Raw genomic sequence first — 21,986 nt, 5'->3', positions numbered from 1 at the left:
CGCTGATGCGCCTCAACCGGGCGCGGCAAGCTCACGCGGCTGCGCAGCGATAGACTGCACATGGGCGTCGCGCCGCAGGAAGTCAACCAATAAAGCGGTGAAGCACATACGCGGCGGCGACGATATGGATCAAAGTGATCACAACCGACACGCCATGCAACAGCGCGAAGCGCTTCTTGTCACCAGCATCCGTCGCGGCATTGATGGCGGGCATCAGCTTTTGCCGCGTCGGCACGGTTGTTGCGGCAATGGCGGCCATGATGAGCGCGCCAATCGGATCGGACAAGGCCAGCAAGACCGCCGAAACCGCCGCACCCGCGATCACGAAGAGATAAAAATGCGGGAACGCCCGCCGTATGGTGGGCCCGGCCGTTTCGGCAGGCAGAGCCGTGAACAGAAACGCCGCGAAACCAAAGGAATAGAGCACCATTCCTCCGAAGAGCAGTGCCGTCGTCAAAAGCGCCAATGTCGTCACGTCGCTGCCTTTTGTGCCGTTCCCATGTAAATGACCATCGTGCCAGGCACGCGGCCGAACACGAAATCACCCCTTCGATTGATGCCTCGCGGACCGAGCCCGGTCATCGGCCCGACGTCGAAACCAGCCGCTTTCAAGTGCTTTTCCAATTCTGTCGGCTTGACGAACATGTCGGGGTCATGTGTGCCTTTGGGCAGAAGCTTCAGAACATCTTCGGCCACGGTGATCGTTGCGAATTTGGCAATCGCATTGCGGTTGATCGTGTCAAAAAGAAATGTCCCGCCAGGGCGCAGCACCCGCGCCACTTCGCGTATGACCTGCGGCAGGTCCGAGACGTGTTCCAGAACGTCAACGCATACGACTGCATCAAAGGACGCGTCCGGATAAGGCAAGTCTTCACCCACGCCGACATCATACCGGATGTCCCGCCCCTCGGACACAGCGTGCGCCTTGGCTGCTTCAATTGCGTCCTTGGCGGGGTCGATGCCGGTCACATTCGCCCCTTCGTCATCCAATGCTTCGGCCATGAACCCGCCTGCGCATCCCAGATCAAGCACCTCTTTGCCTGCCCAATCGATGTGCCGATTGAACCAGCTCAGCCGCCCCGGCACCATGTTCTTGAGCGTACGCACCCAGCGGATGTCGTCCGACCACCACTGCGCGGCCACGTCGTCATAGATCGCAAGGTTGTTGCGCTGTCCGTCAGGCATTATGGCCCTCCTCGCTTTTCCCGGCACCGTTCTTCAACCGCGGCATCACATACGGCACGTCGCGGCGATAGCGATCAAACGCGTCCCCATAGCGCTTCTCGAAGCGCTTTTCCTTCAGTCTCGGCGCCAACAAGCAATAGGCCGTATAGCTGAGCGCGAGGACAAGTTGATCGGGTGTCCAGACCGGCACCGCCCAGAGTGTCAGTGCAAACGCCACGTAAATCGGTTGGCGGATGATCCGGAACAGGCCCTGGGTCGGCATGTCCGGAAATTTTGGTTTGATCTTGCCCAAGAGCGACATCCAGCCCAACGCGCCCGATTGAACCTCTGCACCGGCGTCGAAACTCGCCTTCATCAAGAGCAGCCAAGTCGCGGCATAGGCCGCGCAAATGGCCCAGAATGCCAGCCCCTCGGCCCGGTACCAAATGATGCCCGAAGGTGTCCAAAGCAGAAACAGCGCGCCCAGCTGCACCGATGCAATGATCGCATAAGTCGTGGTCGACAACGTCCCGCCATGCGGTCCGGGCAACATCCGCGCCAAAAGCCCCATCCCCCGCTTGGTCAGCAGGAAGGAATGCACCAGCGGAAACTGAAGAATGAGGAGCGCGTTCGCGACAAAGGCCCAGGGCCAAGGCACCGATCCAAAACTCTCGCTCATGCCGAAAAACATCGCCCACATCATGGCCAGAACACCGACCGCGAAAACGGCATGGCAGAGAACGCCCATAAATAGAGCGAGCGCAATCCGGCGACGTCCGGCAGGCGGACGCAAAGCGGCTATCACAAGCGTGATCAGTCGGGCGATACGGGGATCAGATAAGGTCATGCTGCCTCAACAGATCCCGCGCGATTTCGGTTCCGCTTTTCCAGGCGTGTTCGACCTTTGGCCCAAGCGCCCAGTCGCCGCCTGCGTAAAGCGTGTTGTCTTGGTTGGTCAGAAACGGCCGTCCAAGTGGTTGCGCCACCTGTGCATACCGCCAACGATGCGCCGCCGCGTGGCGCACATCCTTTGCCGCGGCACCGCAATGTGACAGGAACCGCTCCAGCAGCAGCGCGCATATGTCTGGCTTGTCCATCTCCAGATGCCGGACGCTCCACTCCGGCGTGGCCTGCACCACCCAACACGCGGCGTCTCCGCGTCCGGGCTTTGAACTGTCTCTTGCGATCCAGGCGATTTCTTCAGTCGGTGACACCTGCGTGTCCGGCAGGTCCACGCCTGCGTCGAGCGCCACCATCAGCGTGAGACAGGCATCGTATCGCACTGCGTCCAGGTCAGCCGCGTTCGGCAACACGTTCGCGCACACCACCGCCGTCTGCGGCGCCGGTGCCGTACAAACCACAAGGTCGAATGCGCCCAATGGTCCGTCGCCGTTCAGATGCCACATCCCGCTTTCCGCTTCGATCGCATGCACTTCAGTGCTTTGCTTCACCTCGACACCGTCTGCCAGGTGCTTCGCCAGCCCTGTCATGCCCGGCACCCCCACGACACCCAAGGCTTGCCCGCCCGACACCCAGTCGTCGGCCCAGCCCGCCCGTTTCGCGCTGTCGAGCACGCTCTGGAACTCCGGGCTTGTCGCGGTCGCAAACTGCGCCCCGTGGTCGAATTGAATCCCATCCGAACCGCGTCGCGTGGCAACGCGTCCACCAATGCCCCGCCCCTTGTCGAACACAACGGGATGCAAACCCACATCCACCAAGGCCCGCGCGCAAGACAATCCCGCCATACCCGCCCCGATAATCGCGATCCTCATTCAGCCCCACTCCGTATGCCTGCCGCGGGAGACTTAACCCGAACGCAACCGCCGTCGAGGGCACGCGATTGTCAGTCACTTGCAGCTTACGTCAGATCGAAGAAAAGGCGTCGCGTTCACGAAACGGCAAGGAACCAGCCCGTTCGAAGTGTCCGAAACATTTGCGAGTGAAGCTGCGACTTGGTGTGCTCGTTCAAGCTCAACTCAATTCTGGCTTTTGTCCCACCATCGCGCTGAAGAAACCTGGATTTGAGCTGCCCGCAGGTCCGGTCCTTCAACCTGAACGCTCAAAGCCGCCCTTCTGAGATCCATTCGTCAAGCTTCTGACGGCTTACTTCGAAATGCATGCTGTCCTCGCGACGCCATGCGGCACCCCATACCCAGCCTTCACTTCGAAAGAAATCCGCGAGGATCGTCAATCCAAGTTGCGTCTTTCCATCGCCAAGTGTGTCGAGCACTCCGTCGATATTAAGGTCCACTGCAAGGCCAAAGGCATGGGTCGATGCGCGACCTCTCGTGCCCCGGATCTGGCGGACACACAGTGCTCCAGCGGTATTGATCCGTGCATACAGGTCAGGATCGGTTAGTCGGATATTCTCAAAGACGCGACGCAGCGAGTCCACGGCGGGTTGCAACATTTGCACACGGATCGGACCCACTTTTTCCAGCACCAACTTGTCTGCCAATCTTCGGTTGGTCATCTGTTCGCAACGGTCGGACAGCTGCTCTCGCGGAGGGCCGAAGGTTCGGGCGAGGTAACTCGGTCCGGCGATTTGAAGCCCTTGGTTTACTTCTTTCCGGTTGGCGATCAGAACGACCTGTGCGTACGCGTCAATGATGTCGTTAGGTCCGCTCGGCTGGAAAGGCTCCTGCTCCTGCGGTGCGGTATTGAAGGTGGGAGCGCTTTGAGGCACTGGTCGCGCCTTAACTTCAGCCACTTCTTGCGAAAGCTCGTCAATTCGGATCTGCAGATCCTCAACGCGCTGATTGAGCATCTCAATTTCGATACGGGCGCCGGAGTCTATCGCGGGGCCATCAAAGGACTCCTCTTCGATGAGCAAACTTGGCAGAAACACCCATATCACTGACGCGATTATGATTGCCAAACCGATAATGGCGGCTGGGAGCACGCGCATATTCAAAAAAACCTCAAATCAAACTGTGTCCCTTCAGGTCACGTTGCCATTAAACCCTCTTTGGCGCGACGCGCCAAGCCTGAAGGGCTTTTCCGCGACACGTCGACAACCGATGAAAAAAGTTGTCGGTCCGCGTCGCGTGGGATAACCTTTTGTCAGACCGATTTAATGCATTATAGGACACGATTTGCCATGACACGCCATGAATTCATTACCAGCGTCGCAATCGCGGTCGCCCTTGCTTTCCCGGTGGCGGAGCATGTCTCTGCCCAGTCCTCGGAAGAGATGACCGCCGAAGAGATCACACGCGCTTTCGAAAAGCAAAAAACACGCGGGCTCGTCCTTGTACCGGCAGACGGCGCCGAAACCGCGACAGATCAGGCTACACCGTCAACCACAGTTGCCGTTGCAGAACAGGAATACACCGAGGTCGACAAGGCAGATCAGGTTAACATCAAGATCCAGTTCGATTTCGACAGCGCAACGCTGCGCGACGATCAGAAACCCCAACTCGCCACGCTGTGCCAGGTGATGAAATCTGTTGATGTGCAACTATTCCAGATTGTCGGCCACACAGACAGTTCCGGGTCAGCTTCCTACAATCAGAATCTGTCACTCTTGCGCGCTCAAGAAGTCAAACGCCATCTTGTGAACGACTGTGGCATCGCTGAAACACGGCTTGAAGCCATCGGTATGGGCGAAGGCGTTCCGTACAATGCCGACGATCCGCGCGGAGACGAAAACCGTCGGGTTGAATTCCAAGCTTTGGGTTAATGACTTCGGAAGACCGATTTGAACCGGAGACATTATGGCTGACTCCCGCCCAGGCGACCTGTTTCAACCTGGCGATTTGGTGAACAACACCTATCGGATTGAGGCGATCCTCGGTCGAGGTGGCACTTCCGACGTGTACAAAGCGCGCTCCGAGATTTCGGGGCGTCTGATGGCGCTGAAAGTGCTGAAGTCAGAATTCTCCAGCAACGACGATTACCTTCTTCTGTTGACCCGCGAAGAGGCTATGCGTGAGATCCGCCATGATGCCGTGGTGCGATATGCTGACAACAATCGGACGCCTGATGGCCATGTCTATCTCTTGATCGACTACGTCGAAGGGCCTGGCCTAGACAAAAAGCTCAAGGAAGGCCCGATACCAGCAGAGGACCTGCTGGTGATCTGCCGTCGCGTGGCCGAAGGGTTGCAAGCCGCACATGCGCACAACATTTGTCACCGGGATTTGTCCCCCGACAATATCATCCTGCGCGATGGCGATCCCGCACAGGCCGTCATTATCGATTTTGGCATCGCAAAAGATACGAACCCGGGTGCCGAAACAATTGTCGGAAACGAGTTTGCAGGCAAATACGCTTATGCTGCGCCAGAACAGCTTGCCGGGAACACTGACGAACGCACCGACATCTACTCGCTCGGTGCGCTCTTGTTGGCAAATTTCCGGGGTCAGTCGCCCGACATCGGTAAGAACCCGATGGAAGTTGTTCAAAAGAAGGCCGAACGTCTAGACACTGAAGGCGTGCCAGAGCCGTTGAAGTCTCTCCTAGACAAGATGACCGACCCAGACCCGGACAAACGCTTTCAGTCCGCAAGCGAGGTACTGGCGGCGCTCGGGGGCGTTGTTCCGGATGACGGAGGTGACGGCGAACTCTCCGAAGCCACAGTGATCGCCCCGCCGCCAGCGACTGCTGAGAAGACAAATCCGAAAAACACGCCCTCCAAGACACCAAAACCCGCACGCAAAGCGGAAACGCCGAAGTCGACCCAAAAACTACTTGTTCCGATTGGCGCCGCCGCGGTGGTGATTGCAGGATTGGCTGCGGCGTTCATGTCCGGCGTTTTCACAACCCAGCCGCAGTTGCCTATCGCGGATCCCTATCGCCTTTCGATTGCAAAGCCCAAGGACGCGACGCCTCGCGCAGTGGGGTTCGTTCCGTCGGAAACCGTGGCAAACGAGCTGCGCGAGCACATGACACGCCAAGAAGGAACTTCAGACCTGACCCTAGCGGCTGGCGAGATTGGCGAAACATGGGGGGACGATGTCATAGCTGTCCTCGAAACGGTCGATGAATTGGACGCATGGCGCGTCTCGCTCTCCGGTAATCGCGTGGAAGTCGAAGGCACGACCACACGAAAACCGTTGTACGACGCTGTTCAAGCCGCCTTTGACGCAGGTGTGCTTGGTGTTCTGGACGGCGACGTGAACGTCACACTCGAAGAGCTAATTCTCGCGCCGCAGCGCCTTGAATCCATCCTTGCGTCGCTCTCGGATTGTGGACCTCTGTTCTTGACCAATCCACCTGCAGCTGGCTATGGGCCGGAGGCTACAATTGAGGTGCGAGGCACTCTGTCCAGCGAGGAAAGCCGCGCCAATCTCAGTAACTCGCTGGCCGCGATCAGCGGCGACCGCCCCGTCCGGATCGACACCAATATCCTCAATCCAACGCTTTGCCTGATCGAAAGCGTGATGCCCAAGGCACCGTCCAGCGCAATAGACATTGCCTTTTTCCAAGGGGATCAAGACAACGCGCCAAATCCTTCGGGAGTATTCGTAGTCGGCGAAAACCCAGTTATCGATGTCGAAATCCCTGGCGATACGGTCGATGGATACCTTTCGGTCTCCGTACTGGATGTGTCAGGCAATGTGTTTCACCTATTGCCCAACATCAATCGTCCAGACAATTCGGTGCAAGCGCTGCGCGACGGACAAACTGGCGCCATATCAGTCCGCGTCGCCTATTCGATCGCAGAAGCGCAGACCAATGGCGGGTTGGCATTTCGGGTCGATGATTCAACGCTTGGAAAGACCAAAATCCTCGCAATCCACTCGAGCGAACCCTTGTTTTCAGAGATGCGTCCAACGAGTGAGTCTGCGCTCAGCTACTCGGAAGCGCTTCTTGAGGAGGACCGCAATGCTGCGTCCCGGATCTATTCGTTGGACAGCCGCATTCTCGAAACCATGGCGCGCTGAGCGGATGCCCCTCAGGTGATATCGACCACCACCACGGTGATGTTGTCCGCACCACCACCGTTCAAAGCTATCTGGATCAGCTGATCCACGACCGTTTCCAAAGGTTCTTTCTTCAGAATGTCTTCAAGCATCTGAAAAGTCGCGTACTTGGTCAGCCCGTCTGAGCAAAGAAGAAACCGATCTCCCGCTTCGACCTCGCCGCGCACCTTGTCCAGCTCAAGCTCTTCGCCCACGCCAACGGCGCGGGTAATGGCGTTGGAATGCGGGTGATGCTCCGCCTCGTCCCAGCTCATCTGCCCGGACTCAACGAGGCCCGCCACGACGGAATGATCCGCCGTAAGCATCTGAATTGCCCCGTGCCGCACGCGGTAAATTCGGCTGTCCCCGGCCCAGATACCTAGAAAATGAGAATTCGACAGCATCAGGCTCGCTACGGTCGCACCGATCACGGCCACGCCTCGTTCCTCTGCCTCCGCACGGATCACCTTGTGGGCCTGCTGAATGGCCTGCCTCAGTGCATGCATCCGCTCGGTCGCAGACAATTCAGGGTCAATGGTCGCAATGAGGTCAGTAATCAGACGACTGGCATAGTCTCCGGCTTCGTGTCCTCCCATACCGTCCGAAACCACCCAGATATTCTGCTCGGGCAATGCCAATACAGCGTCTTCGTTTACACTGCGCTTCAAACCGATATGACTGCGAGCACTGTATCGCACGCGATGGACCACGTTCATGCTGGATCTGCCTTCCAAATGTCCGCATCCAGATCGAACAAACCTTGCATGTTCGATCCGTCCGGTAAACCGTCGCACAGCATCAGACGGACGTCGCCTTCCATGACCGCGCTCCAGATGCTGGGAGCCTGAAACGTCGGCGACAAGCAGTCAGATGCCAAGATTGACGGCGTCAGGTTCGACCCATGCGAATGACGCAGAACCAAAGCGTTTGCAGTCTTGGCAATGGACGCATCGAAGCCTGAAACGTCGGTATTCAGGCCGGACAGTCCGTCTTCCAAGATAGCGCGCGAAGCATCATCCTCCAACGTCGCTAGTGCGAGATCCTCCATGGCCGCAAACATGTCGTCCCGCGAAAAGTGGTCGAGCAATACCGATCCGTTTTCCGGTAAGACAGCCATGAGTGTCAGGGGAAACCGCCGCCCAACCCGATCCACCGACGGCATCAGGACGCCCATGATCCTCTGAGGCCCAGCGAGGCCGGCGGAAAGGCAGAAACGCCAGATCGGGACTGACATGTAAAGCGACTCCCAATGCGAGCCAAATGTGTGCGACCCTGAAACGAGGCACTTCTGCAACCATTCATCCCAGACCTGCACAAAGCCGGATGGTGCCCTAATACGGAGGAAATCGCCCGCCGCTGGGATTTTTCCAAAGGCACCTACCGCAGCGACAGTCATTAGAACGTCTTGGGGCAGTTGAATTTCGAGAGCGCCGGTAGCGCAAAAGGGTTCAGAACCGATCCAGACTGCAATTGAAAGATCGCGATCCGCCCGCCGACGTTGAAGATGACCCGCTTGCGGTCCGACACATTGGTCCGTCGTACCTCGGCGGCGTCAAGAAGTCTGAACCAGGCCCACGGGCCGTCCTTCTGGAGAATACTTTCCACGTTGCTGGCTTCGGGCTCGAATGCGATCCGGGCGAGGCCAAGCCCGCCGGGCCAATCAAGGGAGATGGGTGTCGGCGCACCACCGCGATGTGCGAAATGAACACGTTTGCCATGCACCTCTAAGAGGACCGCCTGTGCCTTCGGATCCAGTGCCTGTGGCATCATCTGGAATTGGATGGCTGGCGGTGCTGCCCCGGCAAAGAAAGCATCCCGGATTTCTGCCGCGTATTGCAGCTGTTGAAGGACTGCAGGGCTGATCCCAAGATCGACATCGTTGACCGTTTTCCAAGACCAAGGTCTTGTTCTTGTATCAATGTAGTTCAGCAGGTTTTCGTTCACAAAGCTGTCGATCAGACCTGCCGGTCCAAACAGTTTCTGGAAGTCCGCCAAGGCAACATCTGCTCGAGCGCGACGGTTGAACGGGTATCGATCGCTCAGGGCTTGTTCGCAAAACGGAAGCACGCTCGCCTGCCAACGGGCATTGATCCCGGAACGCGTGTTGTCTGTCGTGATCCCTGTCGACCCGGACCCTATCTGCGTCGCCCAACGTTCCAAAGGACCTTCGGCACGCGCTGCGGCTTCCTGAAATTGACGGATCGCCATGCCCCCTTGACCACCGTCGGAAGACCCCGAGAAACTCATCTTGTTGAGCTCTTGGTAAACTTGCGTCAGCAACCCGATCAACTCGTCCAGCTGGGACGGTACGCCCGGTTCCGGGGCCTCGGTTAAGCGGTGCAGCCAGCCAAACCGGTCCTGAACATAGGTCCCTGGCGGCTGTGGCGCCTCTTGCCCGCTTACCGCTGCCGATTGCGCGAGCGCTTCGAGAAGGATTCGCGTCCTGAACCCTGCATTCCTTTCAACCCCGTCTTCCGCAATTGTCGCCGCTCCACCGGCAAGGCTATCGGCCACGCCGCCAGCGCGTTCCTCGGCAAGCCGCGTCTCGTCGGAAACCGCCTCGAGGATATTTACAATTGGGGACGTCGGCCCCGAAAGGACATTCGTCACCTCAACGGCGTGGCTGAGTGATTCAAGTGGAATGATGTCGATATCACCAAGAAGCGTGTCGTAACGCGAGATGTAATCGTTGTAGTAGAGATCGAGAACATCGCGACTGAGAGCCGCGAGCGCCTGCTCCGACTGCTCTGCCTCGCCGCGCGGACCAAGCACCCAACTCTCGCGTTGAAGTCGCACCGCGACGCCCAGCGCTTCTCCGAGGAAAACTTGATTAAAGCCATCGTGGGTGAAGATGCCATCCACACCATCGGTTAGCGGCTTACCCGACGACCGCACCAGTACCCGGGAAACAGCGGGACCGCCGACATCCGTGATGCGCCACTTGGGCAGTGCAACCGCTGTAGGGCTGTTGATGATCCCGTTGTAAACTCGTTGCGCCAGAGGCATCTCGGACAAGAGCCCTTGCACTTGGTCCACCAGTGGACCGTTCAACGCGATCTCCTGCATTGGCTGATCAAGCATGGCGTCCAAATGCCCTTCCAGATCAGCACGAAACTGATCCCGCGATGGGCCGGGATAGGCAAGCGACCAATCGAGCGCCATCCACTCTTTCACCAAATCTTGGTTCATGGGCCCTTGAAGCCCGAGCATGAGATAAATCTTCAGCGCTTCATAGAGCAGATCGGGGTTGTTCATGTTTGCGCTGATCTGCTCTTCAAGACGCAAAAGGAGGCGCGGCAGTAAACGTTGATTCAGCGCCCGGCGATAGGTTTGCGCTGCCTGCGTGCCGATGACCTCACCTTGATAAAGACCGTAGGTGAGCCGCGCTTCGGGCTCAGGATCGGCAACTGTGGGGTTCGCGGGCATGTCCCGCAAGATATTCAACGCGTCCACAACCGGCACTAAATCGGTGTCGCCTATAGGGCTCCCTGGCAAGACCGCAGACGCCGTCCGGTAATCCGTCACCGCCGCATTCGCTTGCGCGATCAACTCAGTATTTCCGTTGAAGGACCGCACCAACAGCGCACCCGTCCCAGTCGCCACCATCAGAGTGGCGATGATCGCAGCCCATTTTGTGAGACGATAGCGTTTTTCAACCTTGTCGTCAGCTGAGACCAGGCCTGCTTCGGGGAAAATTACGCCCTCGAACAGCCGCGTGAGAAAGTATGATCGACCAGAGCCTTGCCCGCTGCCAATCGCTTGACGGCCGATACCAAAGGTCCGCGCCATACTTAGCATCAGTCGGTCGATTGGAGTGCCTTCTTGGGTGCCCGAGGTAAAATAGACCCCGCGTAGCATCTGTCGGTGCTGAAACCGGTTCTCCTGAAACACCTCGGTCAAAAACGCCTTCGCGACCCGCCTGATCGACGCCACCTGCGACGGGAACCCTGCGATAAGGGTGCGGCGCTGTGCATCGGTCTCGCTCTGCATCCGTTCCAGAGACTGGGAATTGAGCCTTTCGAGCAGAAGCGCGAACTCCTCATCAAACTCGGCGACAGGAGAAACTTCGCCTTTGGCACTCTGCAACGGCAGCGTGAAGCCCCAAACTTGTTCGCGATCTTCTTTGCCAAGGTTGTCGTGAAACTCCGTGAATCCGGCAATCAAATCGGCTTTGGTGAACAGCACGTAAACCGGAAACCGCACACCTAACTTTTCGCGAAGCTCGGTCAGGCGCGCACGCACTGCGGCGGCATGGCCTTTTTGCGTCACTTCGTCTTGCAAGGCCAAATCGCTTAGGCTGATCGCCACAATCGCCCCGTTGATTGGCTGCCGCTTGCGGAATTTCTTGAGCAGCCCCAGAAAGCCCAGCCAAGATGCATTGTTGACCTGCGCATCGCTTTCCTGTGTCGTGTATCGTCCTGCGGTATCAATCAACACGGCATTGTTGGTAAACCACCAATCGCAATTCCGCGTGCCGCCGACCCCGCCGATCGCAGTCTTGCCCATCTCATCTGCAAGCGGAAACTGCAGCCCGGAGTTCACGATCGCCGTCGTTTTTCCCGCGCCCGGCGGTCCAATCATGATGTACCACGGCAATTCGTTCAGATGCTTGCGTCCGTTCTTGGACTTGCGCAGCTCCGTCATTGCGGTTTTCAACTTGGTCCGCAATTCGGCGATCTCACCTGTAACCATGTCGTCGCCGGAATCGCCTGTGTCGACGCTTTCAGCGATTTCTTCGGTCAACTCTGCCTCGCGCTTTCCGCGGATCATGAACACGGTCAGGCCAATCATTCCGAAAACCAGGAAGATCAGCCCTGCCATCACCAATCGCACTGCGGTCGAAGCCAGAGGTCTACTATCGCCGGTGCCGATCAGAGGGCCAAAATACCAGGCCGCCAGCGACAGAGCGATAGCAGTAAAGAACAAAACGAAATAAATGGATGTAAAAACACGTAAGACCTTCATGCGTCCTGCTCCTGGATCAGAACCACTTCAATCCGCCGGTTCGTTGCCCGCCCCTCACGCGTACTGTTATCCGCAATCGGATCCGCATCAGCACGGCCTTCAGCGCTCAGGCGGCTGTCATCGTCAATCGCGCCGGCCATGGATTCCATGACCGTTTTTGCCCGCGCCAGGGACAGAAACATGTTCGACGGGAACCGCGAAGACCGGATAGGTACGTTGTCCGAATGCCCCACCACGATGATCTTGCCGGGCTCGTCGTTCAAAGCCTGCGCAACGCGTGAGATGGGTACTCTGAACCGATCGACCAACGCGTCCGAGCCCGATCCGAACATGCCCGAACCAGCGATGCGGATGATCAAAGCATTCCCCTTGCCAAAGACGGTAACCAGGCCTTCGTCAATCTCTGGCTGAAGAAATGCCACCACCTTCTCGACATTGCTTTCCTGCGGCGGAGGGGCTGGAGGCGGCGGCGGAGCGCGGCGGAGCAACTCTGCGACAGGACCAGCCTCTACGACAGACAATTGACCCACAAGGTTCTCCGTACGGTTCGAAAGGACGTAACTCAACCCGCCGAATTCTGTGACGAGCAACAGGCCGGTCACCCCCAAAGCTGCGTACACCGGCTTCCACGCGGACAAAACTTTGTGCGGTTTATCCACCCCTCTCCAGTTCGGAGACAAGTCGCGTTCAACCGCGCCACGCTGCGTTCTGATGACCGACGCAAGTCCTTGTCGAATGCGCAGGTGCTTGTCCGTCCCACCCTGTTCGACACGGAGCCGCCCCTCGAACCCAAGCGACAGGCACATGTATATGAACTCGAGCATGTCGATGTTGTTCGCCGGTTCTTTCTGCAACCGCGCAAGAAGGTCATAGAAGCGATCCCCGCCCACCGTCTCACGGTGGAAAGTGCCGACCATCGATTGCAAACCCCAACTCGACTGTCCTCCCCACGGTGTGTTTAGAACCACATCGTCCAAGGTTGCGCACAGCGCATAACGAGCCGCTTTGACCGTCTGCGCGGGAATGCCAGCCTGCAACGCCCTGTTCTCGAATGCACGCACCTCCGACACCACCGACTGCCTCAGCTTTTCGGCGTCCATGTGCTGCGCCCTGTTGCGAATGCGGCTGATGAGCGAGAACAATGGCGCGGCGCAGGCGTTCAGACGATTCATTCCTGTCAGGACAAGCTCGGTCTCTGGTTCCTGCGAGCCACGCGCGGCGGGCTGGCCTGACGGATCGGGGCTCAGGGCCGGAATTCCAAACGCATCCACAGCCTCTGCTTGCGGTTCTGGCTGTGGAGGCTGCGGCTGCGGTGTCAAAGCCGGTGGCGCCGGCGGCTTTGCAGTGCGCCGCCCTCCGGGGTTTGGCTTGATGACCGTCCTGTCGGTGTCGTCAGGTTCGGCAAACGGGTCTTCGTCAGACATCGCGACTAATTTCCCTTAGCTATTCCGGATCGCCCAAAGCTCCATCTTCAACCCGGGATACTGACCTGAAACATGCACGGCGATCCCGCCCGAAGTGGTCATTTTTCCCCAGGATGGGCTATCCGCATCCAACTCAAAATAAACGGTTCCCGCCTGAAACGGCACCTGCCGCGGCGCAACAGGAAGCGGGCGCAACGTGATCCCGGGCAAGGCAGAATTCACCAACTGGCGGATTTCTTCCACAGGCCCGATCTTGGACTGGCCAGCAAAATGGCGCCGCACATCCTCGGCAGGCACATCCGCTTTCACTGCCAGAACGAAGCCCGCTGTCGAAAGCAGCTTGCGATCCGCAATCACACCAACACTGATACCGTATTTGCGCTCTTCCAGTGCAATCAAGACGGCGCTCTGTTCCAGCACCGCGCTGAGATATTGGCGCAGGATCCGAATGACAGGCGTGAAAGTCGCGGGCAGGTTGTCATGCTTGTACGGCGGAAACTGCGGCGCTTCCTTGTTGTCTGCCATGAATGACGCCAGCTCTCCAGCCAAACCGACACATGCGCGATAAGCCAGCTCGGGATGCAGGTTCTCGATGCTGGCGAAATGCCTGAACAACGGAAGTGCTTTGTTCACGGCAATCAGCAGCAGAAAGTCGGAAATATCCGCCGTGCCGCGCGCCGGGCCACTTTCAGACAGCCGCCCAGCCAATGCTTGCATGCGATGTGACAAAAGCCCCTCCAACTCGCTCACGAACCCGGCCAACGCCGGGGCTGCGCGGATGTCTACGCAGCTTGGGATAAACGCCCGATCCAAGAGTATTTCCTTGTCCGGCCGAACCTCGATAATCTTGGCAATGGGGATCGCCAAGAGATCGGCCAGGTCGTCTACCTCCAACGCGAATTGCAGGCGCAACTTGCCGACACCAATCGGCACTGGCTTCTTGTCCGCTCCCATCGTGTCCGTGATTTCGACCTCCGCGGGACGGAGACGGGACGCCGAGTGATCCACATTTGTCAGGTCGACCTCTGTCGCCCCTTGGCGTCTCTGCGGTACGGTCAGCAAGACAACGCAGTCCTTTACGTTTTCAGGCACTTCCAGAGACGGCGGATGGTCTTCCGCCTGCGGCACCCGGAACGTCACACCATCCTGTGTCAGCCCGGCACAAGACTTGATTGCAAACTTGCCAACTTTCAGTGCTTCTTCGTCAATCTCAAGCGCATCAAACCCCCAGGCATACGGCGTTGTCCGCCTAGCCAGTCCGGCCACCAAAGACTCGGTATAGCGGTCAGCCTGCTGAAAATGGTGAGGCTGCAAAAACAACCCCTCGGTCCAAAGCACCTTGTTCTCCCACGACAATGGGCGGTCTCCCGTTCAGTTACGCCAAAAGGCGCTATTTCAACTTGTCGAGCTGTTCCTTGTACGCACGCGCGAATTCGCGGCTGAACAGTTCATGAAAATCATTTTCTGCCTGGTCCGAGATCTGCGCATACATCTTTTCGTACACTTCCCAGTATCGCGCCTTCTTGCCCTTAAACATGCTGCCGATGGCGCTAGACGTTTCGATCTGCCCAGCCAGAATCTCGGGATCAAGCTTTGCCAAAACGCCCTTGATCGCCGCTTCCATGCCCGTGACCATGGCGATCTCATGCGCCTTGATGTCGTCCAGGGCTTCGGCTGCGGCTGTTTCTGGGGCCTGATAACCCTTCGACTTCGGTTTCATCAGCGCTTCGACCGCCTGGTCTTCACTTAGCGAAAACTTCAGAGGATTGTTGCCGCCAGCGCTTATCATCGTCTGGTCGATCCGAAATTCCGATTTGATCGATGTCCGCGTCATAAGGATTTCGCGCAGGCCCACAATCATCTTGCGCAGGATGCGACCGGCCCGTTCCATTGTCGGTTGAAGGTCCGCGTCCTTGATCTCTAGGTCTTCGACATCGAGTGCCTGCAGAAACGCGCGCGCCGCAGATTGGTCCCCTTCTGAGACAGGTGAGCTTGGGATCGCAGTCGACACCTTCGCAGGCTCAACTTGCTCAGGTTGCTCTTCTGCTGGTGAAGGCATGTCAGGTACAGCTGCAGGCTCTGAGCTGATAGGCTCTGGCGTCACATTGGCACTAAGCGAAGAAGGTTCTTCCTCGTCTTCCAGTGCATCCAACTCCGGCGTGTCTGGTGCAAGAAGATCATCCCAATCGTCCGGGATCAGGCTTGCTGAAGCCGAGAAACTGTCGCTCGCAGACGGATTGTGCATCGGCAGGGACGCCCCGCTGCCCTCGCGCCCATCCTGAGGCTTTTTGAAGAACGGATCTTCTTGCTCTCCCAAGGGCGGCAGAAGCTCATCAATCGGATCCGTGGTATCCAACTGCTTGGGCCCGGTCGGGCCGGACTCAGCCCCCAACAGGTCATCAAGAAAATCACCTTCGCCGGCGGGAGAATCCAAAACATCCAATGGATCAGAGGAGGCCGGGGCAGTCGGTTCAGCCACACCAGGCGCGGGAGCCAAAAGATCATCAAGATCCGGCAAATCGTCGCCAATTTCGACAACCAGCTCATAAGCCCCAACTGATAAGACATCGCCGTTATTCAACGTCGTTGGCGTCCTTCCCAGCGGTACTTTCGAATAGTTCAAAAACGTCCCGTTGGTCGAAAAATCCACGATCACAACCCGGCCGTTGTGATCCTCGATCACAAAGTGGTTCTTCGACAAAACGCGGTCCGGGTCCGGCAACGTCAGATCATTCGCGGGCCCGCGGCCCACGGTCAAGCTGCCACCTCGCATCGGCACCGGATCGCCATTGCCGGGCACCATCCCCGAAGACTGGAACTTAAGCGTCACGCCCATGCGCTGCGATTACCCTCCAACCAAAACATTGAACGCACCCGTCACGATAGCGCCTGTACAGATGCATTGGTCACCGATACGTGCTGCTGGCAACTTTCCAATCATCACGGTGCTTGAACCCATAATGATCGGATGGGGAAAGGCCGGATTGGCGAGATCGAAAATCCGCGCTGCGGGTTGTTTGACAACATGCACCGTGGCGCAGCATGGCGGATTGATCGGGGTAGGCACTGGAATCGGGACCGGCGGTGCCGGTGGCGGTCCTGGCGTGAAGCAGCCATGCAAATCGAACATTCGTGCCTGTGGCTTGCCCATGAATTAAGCCTTCTCACCTTTGCCATTACCGCCCCGCGCGATGTCGAGCGCTCGGTCGATCAAAATATGAAGATGCCCGTCCCAATCCGCGCGATGCGCCACGAGAGCTTCAAGGTTCATAGAGAACGCCGCCAAGGCGCTGGCGCCGGGCGGTGCGGGAAACTCGGCCATCTCGCCCGGACCAAGGGTGTCGTCGCAATAGGCCACCGCCATAGCACAATGCCGCGTGAGGTCTTTCACTGTGGCCTGATCAAGACTGACAATTGCCGCTTCTCGGTTCTCGTCAGTTGGTCGGAACACCCATGCCTCGGCAGCTCGGACAGACGGAGTTTCGCTTTCCACACCTGGACCGATGATATCCCGCGCAGCAAGACAGGCCCACCAAACACGTTCCCGGACAGGCAGGATCGCGGCAAGCAAGCGCAGCATGTCAATGTCGCTTTTTTCAGCCTCTGCCAATTCTTTCAATACAACGTCGACCGGCGCACTTGTCGGGGCAGTTACCTTCGTGTCCAGCGTCAGGTTGCTTTTCGCCAAGAACTTTGCCGCTGGCTCGTTCGGCACTTTTGTCAGGTTTGCGAAACGCGCGGTCATCATCCAGCCCTCAATTGATCGCAACCAGATTACCGGTCAGCGTCAGAAGACCGTCCGCGTTAACCGTTGTGAGCGGTGAGGTCACATCCACCTTGCCGGTACCTTCCACCGTAATCGTCGGGCTTGTGATGCTGATCGAATACGGATCCATGAAAATCGTTGATGATCCTACCGTCAGCTCGATCGATCGTGCAGCTGTCATAACAATCTTGCCAGATTGAACATCGACCGTCTTATCTCCGCTCTGAACAATGGTTGTTTCGTCGCCCGAATTGATTGTTTTCGTGTAATCGTTTTCCACCGTCAGAGTGAGATCACCGGGATCCTTCTTCTGGACACCGATCTCAACCGTTGCGTTGTTCTTGACGATTTCCTCGTAGTTCTTCTCAGACTGGAACCGAACCAACTCGTCACCCGCCTTGTCCTCGAACATCAGCTCATTGAAGCCACCGCCTCCGGGCGATGAATTCGTTTTCACACCCGATTGTGTCTTGTTGTCTGGCAGCTTGTACGGCGGCATCGTCCGGTCATTGTACAGCATGCCGACGCAAAGAGGTCGGTCAGGGTCGCCCTCTTCAAAGTCGATGACAACCTCTTGCCCAATTCGCGGAACGGCAATCGCTCCCCAGTTCTTTCCTGTCCATGGCATCATCGTGCGGACCCAACACGTCGTATTGTCGTCCTTGTTGCCATCCTGATCCCAATGGAACTGGACTTTGATCCGACCGTACTTGTCCGTGTAAATCTCTTCTCCCGGCGGCCCCGTCACGACCGCAGTATGTATCCCGCCGACATTGGGCCATGAGGTCACAATCGGCGCACGGTACTGTTTGGTTTTGTCGACAGCTTCGAACCTTACCCTGTGCGGTTCATGCATGTCGCCTATACCAGCAGTTTCAAGCACTTCGCCCGCTTTCTCGAAATAGCCATCCGCAATGGCTTCCAATTGAACGAAATCGTGCTTGCAAGCGACTAGAAGAACATTCGCCGGGTCCTTTGTACGCTCCAATTTGGTGACCGAAAAGGTTCGACCAACCGCAAGATGAACGGCGTCAGACGTGCCATTGACGATATGATGCTGGATGGCTTCCGCCTCCATGCGGACTTTTGCATAGTGCTCACCCAATGAAGAACTCCGATATCGTCCAGGGTAGTCGTATCGGACATCCGCTGCTTTCGAATACGTACCGGCGGCCACGGTGCTCAACGCTTTCATGGAAGATGTCGAATTTTCAAAATCGTAGTCTTCCAGGCTAACCTTCCCGCTGCGTACTTGCTCTGACCCCATCCAATCGAAGACCAACGGGTCAGTGATCTCAATCGTGGAGCGCATGCGCGTTGGATTGTACATCAAAGACGATGGTTCAGGCACAGAGAGTGCGTCTTGGAGTCCATCCGACAGCACCATCTCTTCGGTTTCCGGATCATGTTCGAAGTGGTAGTAAATGCCCTCCTCCTCCATGAGCCGACTAATGAAATCAAAATCGGTTTCTCTGTATTGAACGCAATAAGTCCGGTTGTCGTAACTCTTTCCCAATTTCAGCTTCAGATGGCCCGAAAAATTGTGTTCTCCAAGTACAGCCTGGATGATGTCGACCACGTTCATCTCTTGGAAAATGCGCAAGTCGGTACGCCGGGTGAGAAACCAAAGCCACGGGCGTACAACGGCTTTGTAGTGCCCCCCGACAGTGAATCGTTCGACAAATTCCGCCGATACACATGTTCCCCGGAACCAGCGCTTCTTTGACTTGTCATCGCTTTCAGCAACGAGGTGCATCGTTTTGCCAACGATCTCTTCAAGAGCGAGCTTGCCGTTTTCACAAAAGAAATCGACTTCAATCGTCGGGATCGTGCTGATCCGCTCAGTCACCCTTGCCACGATCGGAAGAAGTTTCTTTTCAGTGCAATCACCTTCCAACCGCAATGGAAACTTGCTTGGATCAAGGTCGATCAACATGTCAAAAGCCTTTCCCTCACAATGTCAGCCTAGCCCAGAAATCGTTAACTTACCAACCATGTATCTGCGCTCGCCCGCGCCAAACGCACATCCGCGTCAATCGAATTCGTAGACAAAATCACTGTCCTTCGCATCAATCGAGACCTTCGAAACCGACTTCCCTTCCATCATTCGACGCAGGAATTCGGACGAGATGTCGGGCAACATGGAATTGGTCACAATCGCGTCGATCATGCGTCCACCGGACTCAAGCTCCTGGCAGCGTGAGACGATTGTATCCACCACGGCGTCCGAGTAGTCGAAAGGAACACCATGTGCATCAGTGACACGCTTCTTAATGCGGTCAAGCTGCAGGCGAGTGATCTTGCCGATCATATCCGGGCTCAAAGGATAATAGGGTATCGTTACAAGCCGGCCCAAAAGCGCCGCCGGGAAAATCTTCAGAAGTGGATCGCGTAAAGCTTTCGCGATCCCTTCTGGTTCGGGCATCAAATCCGGATCCGAGCACATGTCCATGATCAGGTCCGAGCCCGCGTTCGATGTGAGAAGGATGAGGGTATTTTTAAAGTCGATCACACGTCCCTCTCCGTCTTCCATGACGCCCTTGTCGAACACCTGGAAGAAAAGTTCATGCACGTCCGGGTGGGCTTTTTCGACTTCATCCAGAAGCACCACCGAATACGGTTTGCGCCGCACTGCTTCGGTTAACACACCACCTTCGCCATACCCCACGTATCCCGGAGGTGCACCTTTCAGGCTGCTAACAGTGTGCGCCTCCTGATACTCCGACATATTGATCGTAATGACATTCTGTTCACCACCGTAAAGCACTTCGGCCAAGGCCAACGCGGTCTCGGTCTTGCCAACGCCGCTGGTGCCCGCCAGCAGAAAAACCCCGATGGGTTTGTTGGGATTGTCAAGTTCCGCACGGCTGGTCTGAATGCGCTTTGCAATCATCTCCATTGCGTGGTCTTGCCCGATCACACGCTTTGCGAGGTGGTCCTTCAGTTCCAGAACCGTTGCCAGTTCATCCTTGACCATGCGACCCACGGGGATGCCCGTCCAGTCACCAACAACACTAGCGACGGCCTGCGCGTCAACAATTGGCAGAATCAAAGGATTTTCCCCCTGCAGTTCGACGAGTTCGGCGTTCTTCGACTTTAACTGCTGCAGTAGTTCCGCCCGTTCTTCGGCGGTCATTGGGCTGGCTTCCGCCGCCTCTTCGCCGGCGGCTTCGGGCGCATCTACAGGGGCACCGCCTTCGCGCAGCTTGGCACGTAAATCGAGAATATCAGCGACAACCGCTTTTTCCGCCTCCCACCGCGCATCGAGTTCGGCCAATCGGGTTTCTTCCTCTTCCTTCAGCGCCGAAATGGTATCGCGACGCTGGCCAACATTCATACCTGCGGTCTCGTCGCGTTCGATGATCTCCAACTCGGTCGTCAACGCATCGATCCGTTTCCGGCTGTCATCCACTTCGGCGGGAACCGCATGCTGGCTGACCGCAACACGCGCGCAGGCTGTGTCCAAGACGCTGACAGATTTGTCCGGCAATTGCCGCGCCGGAATGTATCGCGCAGAGAGAGAAACCGCAGCTTCAATACCTTCATCCAGAACCTGAACTTTGTGGTGCCTTTCAAGCATGGTAGCGATGCCGCGCATCATCATCACCGCTTTCGGGATGTCCGGCTCATCCACCTGCACCACCTGAAAACGCCTTGTCAAAGCAGGGTCTTTTTCGATGTGCTTTTTATACTCCGCCCACGTCGTCGCACCAATGGTCCGTAAAGTGCCACGCGCGAGGGCGGGTTTGAGCAGGTTCGCCGCATCCCCGGTGCCCGCTGCGCCGCCTGCGCCGACCAGCGTATGCGTCTCATCCACGAACATGATGATTGGCACCGTCGAGGCTTGCACTTCGTCGATCACTTGTCTCAGACGGTTCTCAAACTCTCCTTTCATTGACGCGCCGGCCTGAAGCAGTCCGACATCCAGCACCAAGAGGCGCGCCTCGCGCAGCGCAGGCGGTACGTCACCTCGCGCGATGCGTAGGGCAAAACCCTCAACGACAGCAGTCTTACCGACACCGGCCTCACCCGTAAGGATCGGATTATTCTGTCTCCGCCGCATCAGCACATCAACGATCTGACGGATCTCTTCATCGCGACCGACGATTGGGTCAATCTCACCGTTGCGGGCCTGCTCGGTCAAATCGGTGCAAAACTGCCGGAGGGCTTCTTCCTTTCCCATCGCACCCGGTGCCATAGCGCCGGATGCTTCACCAGGCACTGCTCCCCCGCCCGTGTTCGACCCATCCTGCGGGCTGAGCCGATCTTCAACCGAGCCATCCGTGACCGCATCGAAATTGTCAGACAGATCGTCCGCGCCAACCTTCGAGAACTCCCGCGAGATGTTAAAAAGGATTGATCGCAACTCGGGCGTTTTGAGCATCCCGAGAATGAGATGCCCCGTCCGCACCTGGTTGGAGTTGTAAAGCAGAGACCCGTACACCCATGCGCGCTCCATCGCGTCCTGCAAATGCGAACTGAGATCCGAGATCGAACTCGCGCCGCGCGGCAGCGCGTCCAACGCGCGCGTCATGTCCGCAGACAGCTTTGCCGGGTCGATATCGTAGTGCTGAATGATCTTTTGAATGTCGGAGTTATCCAGTTGAACCAACTGTGCCAGCCAGTGGATCACCTCGACATACGGGTTCCCTCGCATCTTGCAAAAGACCGTGGCGCTCTCAATGGCCTGATACCCAACCTTGTTCAACTTCCCAAACAGGGCCACTCGGCTAATCTCGCTCATATCGGTCTCCTTCGCGT

General features: G+C 57.3%; 17 protein-coding genes. 2 read left to right on the top strand and 15 right to left on the bottom strand.

Annotated elements, in window-relative coordinates; translation table 11 throughout:
- Positions 1-82: 82 nt before the first annotated feature.
- From BUA42_RS05515 to BUA42_RS05495, 5 genes are all read right to left on the bottom strand, one after another.
- The gene (locus BUA42_RS05515; RefSeq protein ID WP_072776627.1) at positions 83-475 is read right to left on the bottom strand and encodes a DUF4149 domain-containing protein; all 393 of its coding nucleotides are present in this window, start codon (positions 473-475) and stop codon (positions 83-85) included.
- The gene (gene ubiG / locus BUA42_RS05510) at positions 472-1,185 is read right to left on the bottom strand and encodes a bifunctional 2-polyprenyl-6-hydroxyphenol methylase/3-demethylubiquinol 3-O-methyltransferase UbiG (RefSeq protein ID WP_072776626.1); all 714 of its coding nucleotides are present in this window, start codon (positions 1,183-1,185) and stop codon (positions 472-474) included. Before ubiG ends, BUA42_RS05515 begins: the two co-directional genes overlap by 4 nt.
- Positions 1,178-2,011 carry a methyltransferase family protein gene (locus BUA42_RS05505; RefSeq protein ID WP_072776625.1) on the bottom strand — a complete coding sequence of 278 codons (834 nt, stop codon included), beginning with the start codon at positions 2,009-2,011 and terminating at the stop codon, positions 1,178-1,180. The genes ubiG and BUA42_RS05505 overlap by 8 nt, the downstream gene beginning before the upstream one ends.
- The gene (locus tag BUA42_RS05500; protein ID WP_072776624.1) at positions 1,998-2,936 is read right to left on the bottom strand and encodes an NAD(P)/FAD-dependent oxidoreductase; all 939 of its coding nucleotides are present in this window, start codon (positions 2,934-2,936) and stop codon (positions 1,998-2,000) included. Before BUA42_RS05500 ends, BUA42_RS05505 begins: the two co-directional genes overlap by 14 nt.
- 287 nt (positions 2,937-3,223) lie before the next feature.
- Complete coding sequence (locus BUA42_RS05495; RefSeq protein WP_342715942.1) at positions 3,224-4,042, bottom strand: M15 family metallopeptidase; 819 nt, start codon at positions 4,040-4,042, stop codon at positions 3,224-3,226.
- A gap of 222 nt (positions 4,043-4,264) precedes the next feature.
- Between BUA42_RS05495 and BUA42_RS05490 the strand changes: the two genes are divergently transcribed.
- Positions 4,265-4,846, top strand: coding sequence for an OmpA family protein (locus BUA42_RS05490; RefSeq protein WP_072776622.1), 582 nt, complete (start codon positions 4,265-4,267; stop codon positions 4,844-4,846).
- Positions 4,847-4,880: 34 nt separating this feature from the next.
- Positions 4,881-7,052, top strand: a complete 2,172-nt coding sequence (locus BUA42_RS05485; protein WP_072776621.1) for a serine/threonine protein kinase — start codon at positions 4,881-4,883, stop codon at positions 7,050-7,052.
- A gap of 11 nt (positions 7,053-7,063) precedes the next feature.
- Here BUA42_RS05485 and BUA42_RS05480 read toward each other — a convergent pair whose 3' ends face one another.
- From BUA42_RS05480 to tssH, 10 genes are all read right to left on the bottom strand, one after another.
- Positions 7,064-7,786, bottom strand: coding sequence for a PP2C family protein-serine/threonine phosphatase (locus BUA42_RS05480; protein WP_072776620.1), 723 nt, complete (start codon positions 7,784-7,786; stop codon positions 7,064-7,066).
- The gene (gene tagF / locus BUA42_RS05475) at positions 7,783-8,466 is read right to left on the bottom strand and encodes a type VI secretion system-associated protein TagF (protein ID WP_072776619.1); all 684 of its coding nucleotides are present in this window, start codon (positions 8,464-8,466) and stop codon (positions 7,783-7,785) included. The genes BUA42_RS05480 and tagF overlap by 4 nt, the downstream gene beginning before the upstream one ends.
- Complete coding sequence (gene tssM, locus BUA42_RS05470) at positions 8,466-12,035, bottom strand: type VI secretion system membrane subunit TssM (RefSeq protein ID WP_072776618.1); 3,570 nt, start codon at positions 12,033-12,035, stop codon at positions 8,466-8,468. The genes tagF and tssM overlap by 1 nt, the downstream gene beginning before the upstream one ends.
- Complete coding sequence (gene tssL / locus BUA42_RS05465; RefSeq protein WP_072776617.1) at positions 12,032-13,459, bottom strand: type VI secretion system protein TssL, long form; 1,428 nt, start codon at positions 13,457-13,459, stop codon at positions 12,032-12,034. Before tssL ends, tssM begins: the two co-directional genes overlap by 4 nt.
- A gap of 15 nt (positions 13,460-13,474) precedes the next feature.
- The gene (gene tssK / locus BUA42_RS05460; protein WP_072776616.1) at positions 13,475-14,815 is read right to left on the bottom strand and encodes a type VI secretion system baseplate subunit TssK; all 1,341 of its coding nucleotides are present in this window, start codon (positions 14,813-14,815) and stop codon (positions 13,475-13,477) included.
- 34 nt (positions 14,816-14,849) lie between these two features.
- Positions 14,850-16,295 (bottom strand): type VI secretion system-associated FHA domain protein TagH, encoded by a 1,446-nt coding sequence (gene tagH, locus BUA42_RS05455; protein ID WP_072776615.1) that lies wholly within the window; start codon positions 16,293-16,295, stop codon positions 14,850-14,852.
- Positions 16,296-16,304: 9 nt separating this feature from the next.
- The gene (locus BUA42_RS05450; protein ID WP_072776614.1) at positions 16,305-16,610 is read right to left on the bottom strand and encodes a PAAR domain-containing protein; all 306 of its coding nucleotides are present in this window, start codon (positions 16,608-16,610) and stop codon (positions 16,305-16,307) included.
- Between the two features lie 3 nt (positions 16,611-16,613).
- Positions 16,614-17,147, bottom strand: coding sequence for a DUF6931 family protein (locus BUA42_RS05445; RefSeq protein WP_245818956.1), 534 nt, complete (start codon positions 17,145-17,147; stop codon positions 16,614-16,616).
- Between the two features lie 67 nt (positions 17,148-17,214).
- The gene (locus tag BUA42_RS05440) at positions 17,215-19,158 is read right to left on the bottom strand and encodes a type VI secretion system Vgr family protein (protein WP_218588612.1); all 1,944 of its coding nucleotides are present in this window, start codon (positions 19,156-19,158) and stop codon (positions 17,215-17,217) included.
- 99 nt (positions 19,159-19,257) lie between these two features.
- Entirely contained in the window at positions 19,258-21,969 is a 2,712-nt protein-coding gene (gene tssH, locus BUA42_RS05435) for a type VI secretion system ATPase TssH (RefSeq protein WP_072776612.1), read from the bottom strand.
- Between the last annotated feature and the right edge of the window lie 17 nt (positions 21,970-21,986).

Origin of the sequence: Marivita hallyeonensis, from assembly GCF_900129875.1 — a bacterium.
In the GTDB taxonomy this organism is placed as follows: Bacteria; Pseudomonadota; Alphaproteobacteria; order Rhodobacterales; family Rhodobacteraceae; genus Marivita; species Marivita hallyeonensis.
The sequence above is the reverse complement of the archived record's forward strand: the minus strand, read 5'-3'. Positions and strand labels throughout refer to the sequence as shown.

Excerpts from the sequence above, each read along its gene's own strand:
- tssL (WP_072776617.1), bottom strand. The coding sequence starts at position 13,459 with ATGTCTGACGAAGACCCGTTTGCCGAACCTGACGACACCGACAGGACG.
- tssM (WP_072776618.1), bottom strand. The coding sequence starts at position 12,035 with ATGAAGGTCTTACGTGTTTTTACATCCATTTATTTCGTTTTGTTCTTT.
- BUA42_RS05505 (WP_072776625.1), bottom strand. The coding sequence starts at position 2,011 with ATGACCTTATCTGATCCCCGTATCGCCCGACTGATCACGCTTGTGATA.
- tagH (WP_072776615.1), bottom strand. The coding sequence starts at position 16,295 with ATGGGCGTGACGCTTAAGTTCCAGTCTTCGGGGATGGTGCCCGGCAAT.
- BUA42_RS05450 (WP_072776614.1), bottom strand. The coding sequence starts at position 16,610 with ATGGGCAAGCCACAGGCACGAATGTTCGATTTGCATGGCTGCTTCACG.
- BUA42_RS05490 (WP_072776622.1), top strand. The coding sequence starts at position 4,265 with ATGACACGCCATGAATTCATTACCAGCGTCGCAATCGCGGTCGCCCTT.
- BUA42_RS05485 (WP_072776621.1), top strand. The coding sequence starts at position 4,881 with ATGGCTGACTCCCGCCCAGGCGACCTGTTTCAACCTGGCGATTTGGTG.
- BUA42_RS05500 (WP_072776624.1), bottom strand. The coding sequence starts at position 2,936 with ATGAGGATCGCGATTATCGGGGCGGGTATGGCGGGATTGTCTTGCGCG.
- tssH (WP_072776612.1), bottom strand. The coding sequence starts at position 21,969 with ATGAGCGAGATTAGCCGAGTGGCCCTGTTTGGGAAGTTGAACAAGGTT.
- BUA42_RS05480 (WP_072776620.1), bottom strand. The coding sequence starts at position 7,786 with ATGAACGTGGTCCATCGCGTGCGATACAGTGCTCGCAGTCATATCGGT.
- ubiG (WP_072776626.1), bottom strand. The coding sequence starts at position 1,185 with ATGCCTGACGGACAGCGCAACAACCTTGCGATCTATGACGACGTGGCC.
- tagF (WP_072776619.1), bottom strand. The coding sequence starts at position 8,466 with ATGACTGTCGCTGCGGTAGGTGCCTTTGGAAAAATCCCAGCGGCGGGC.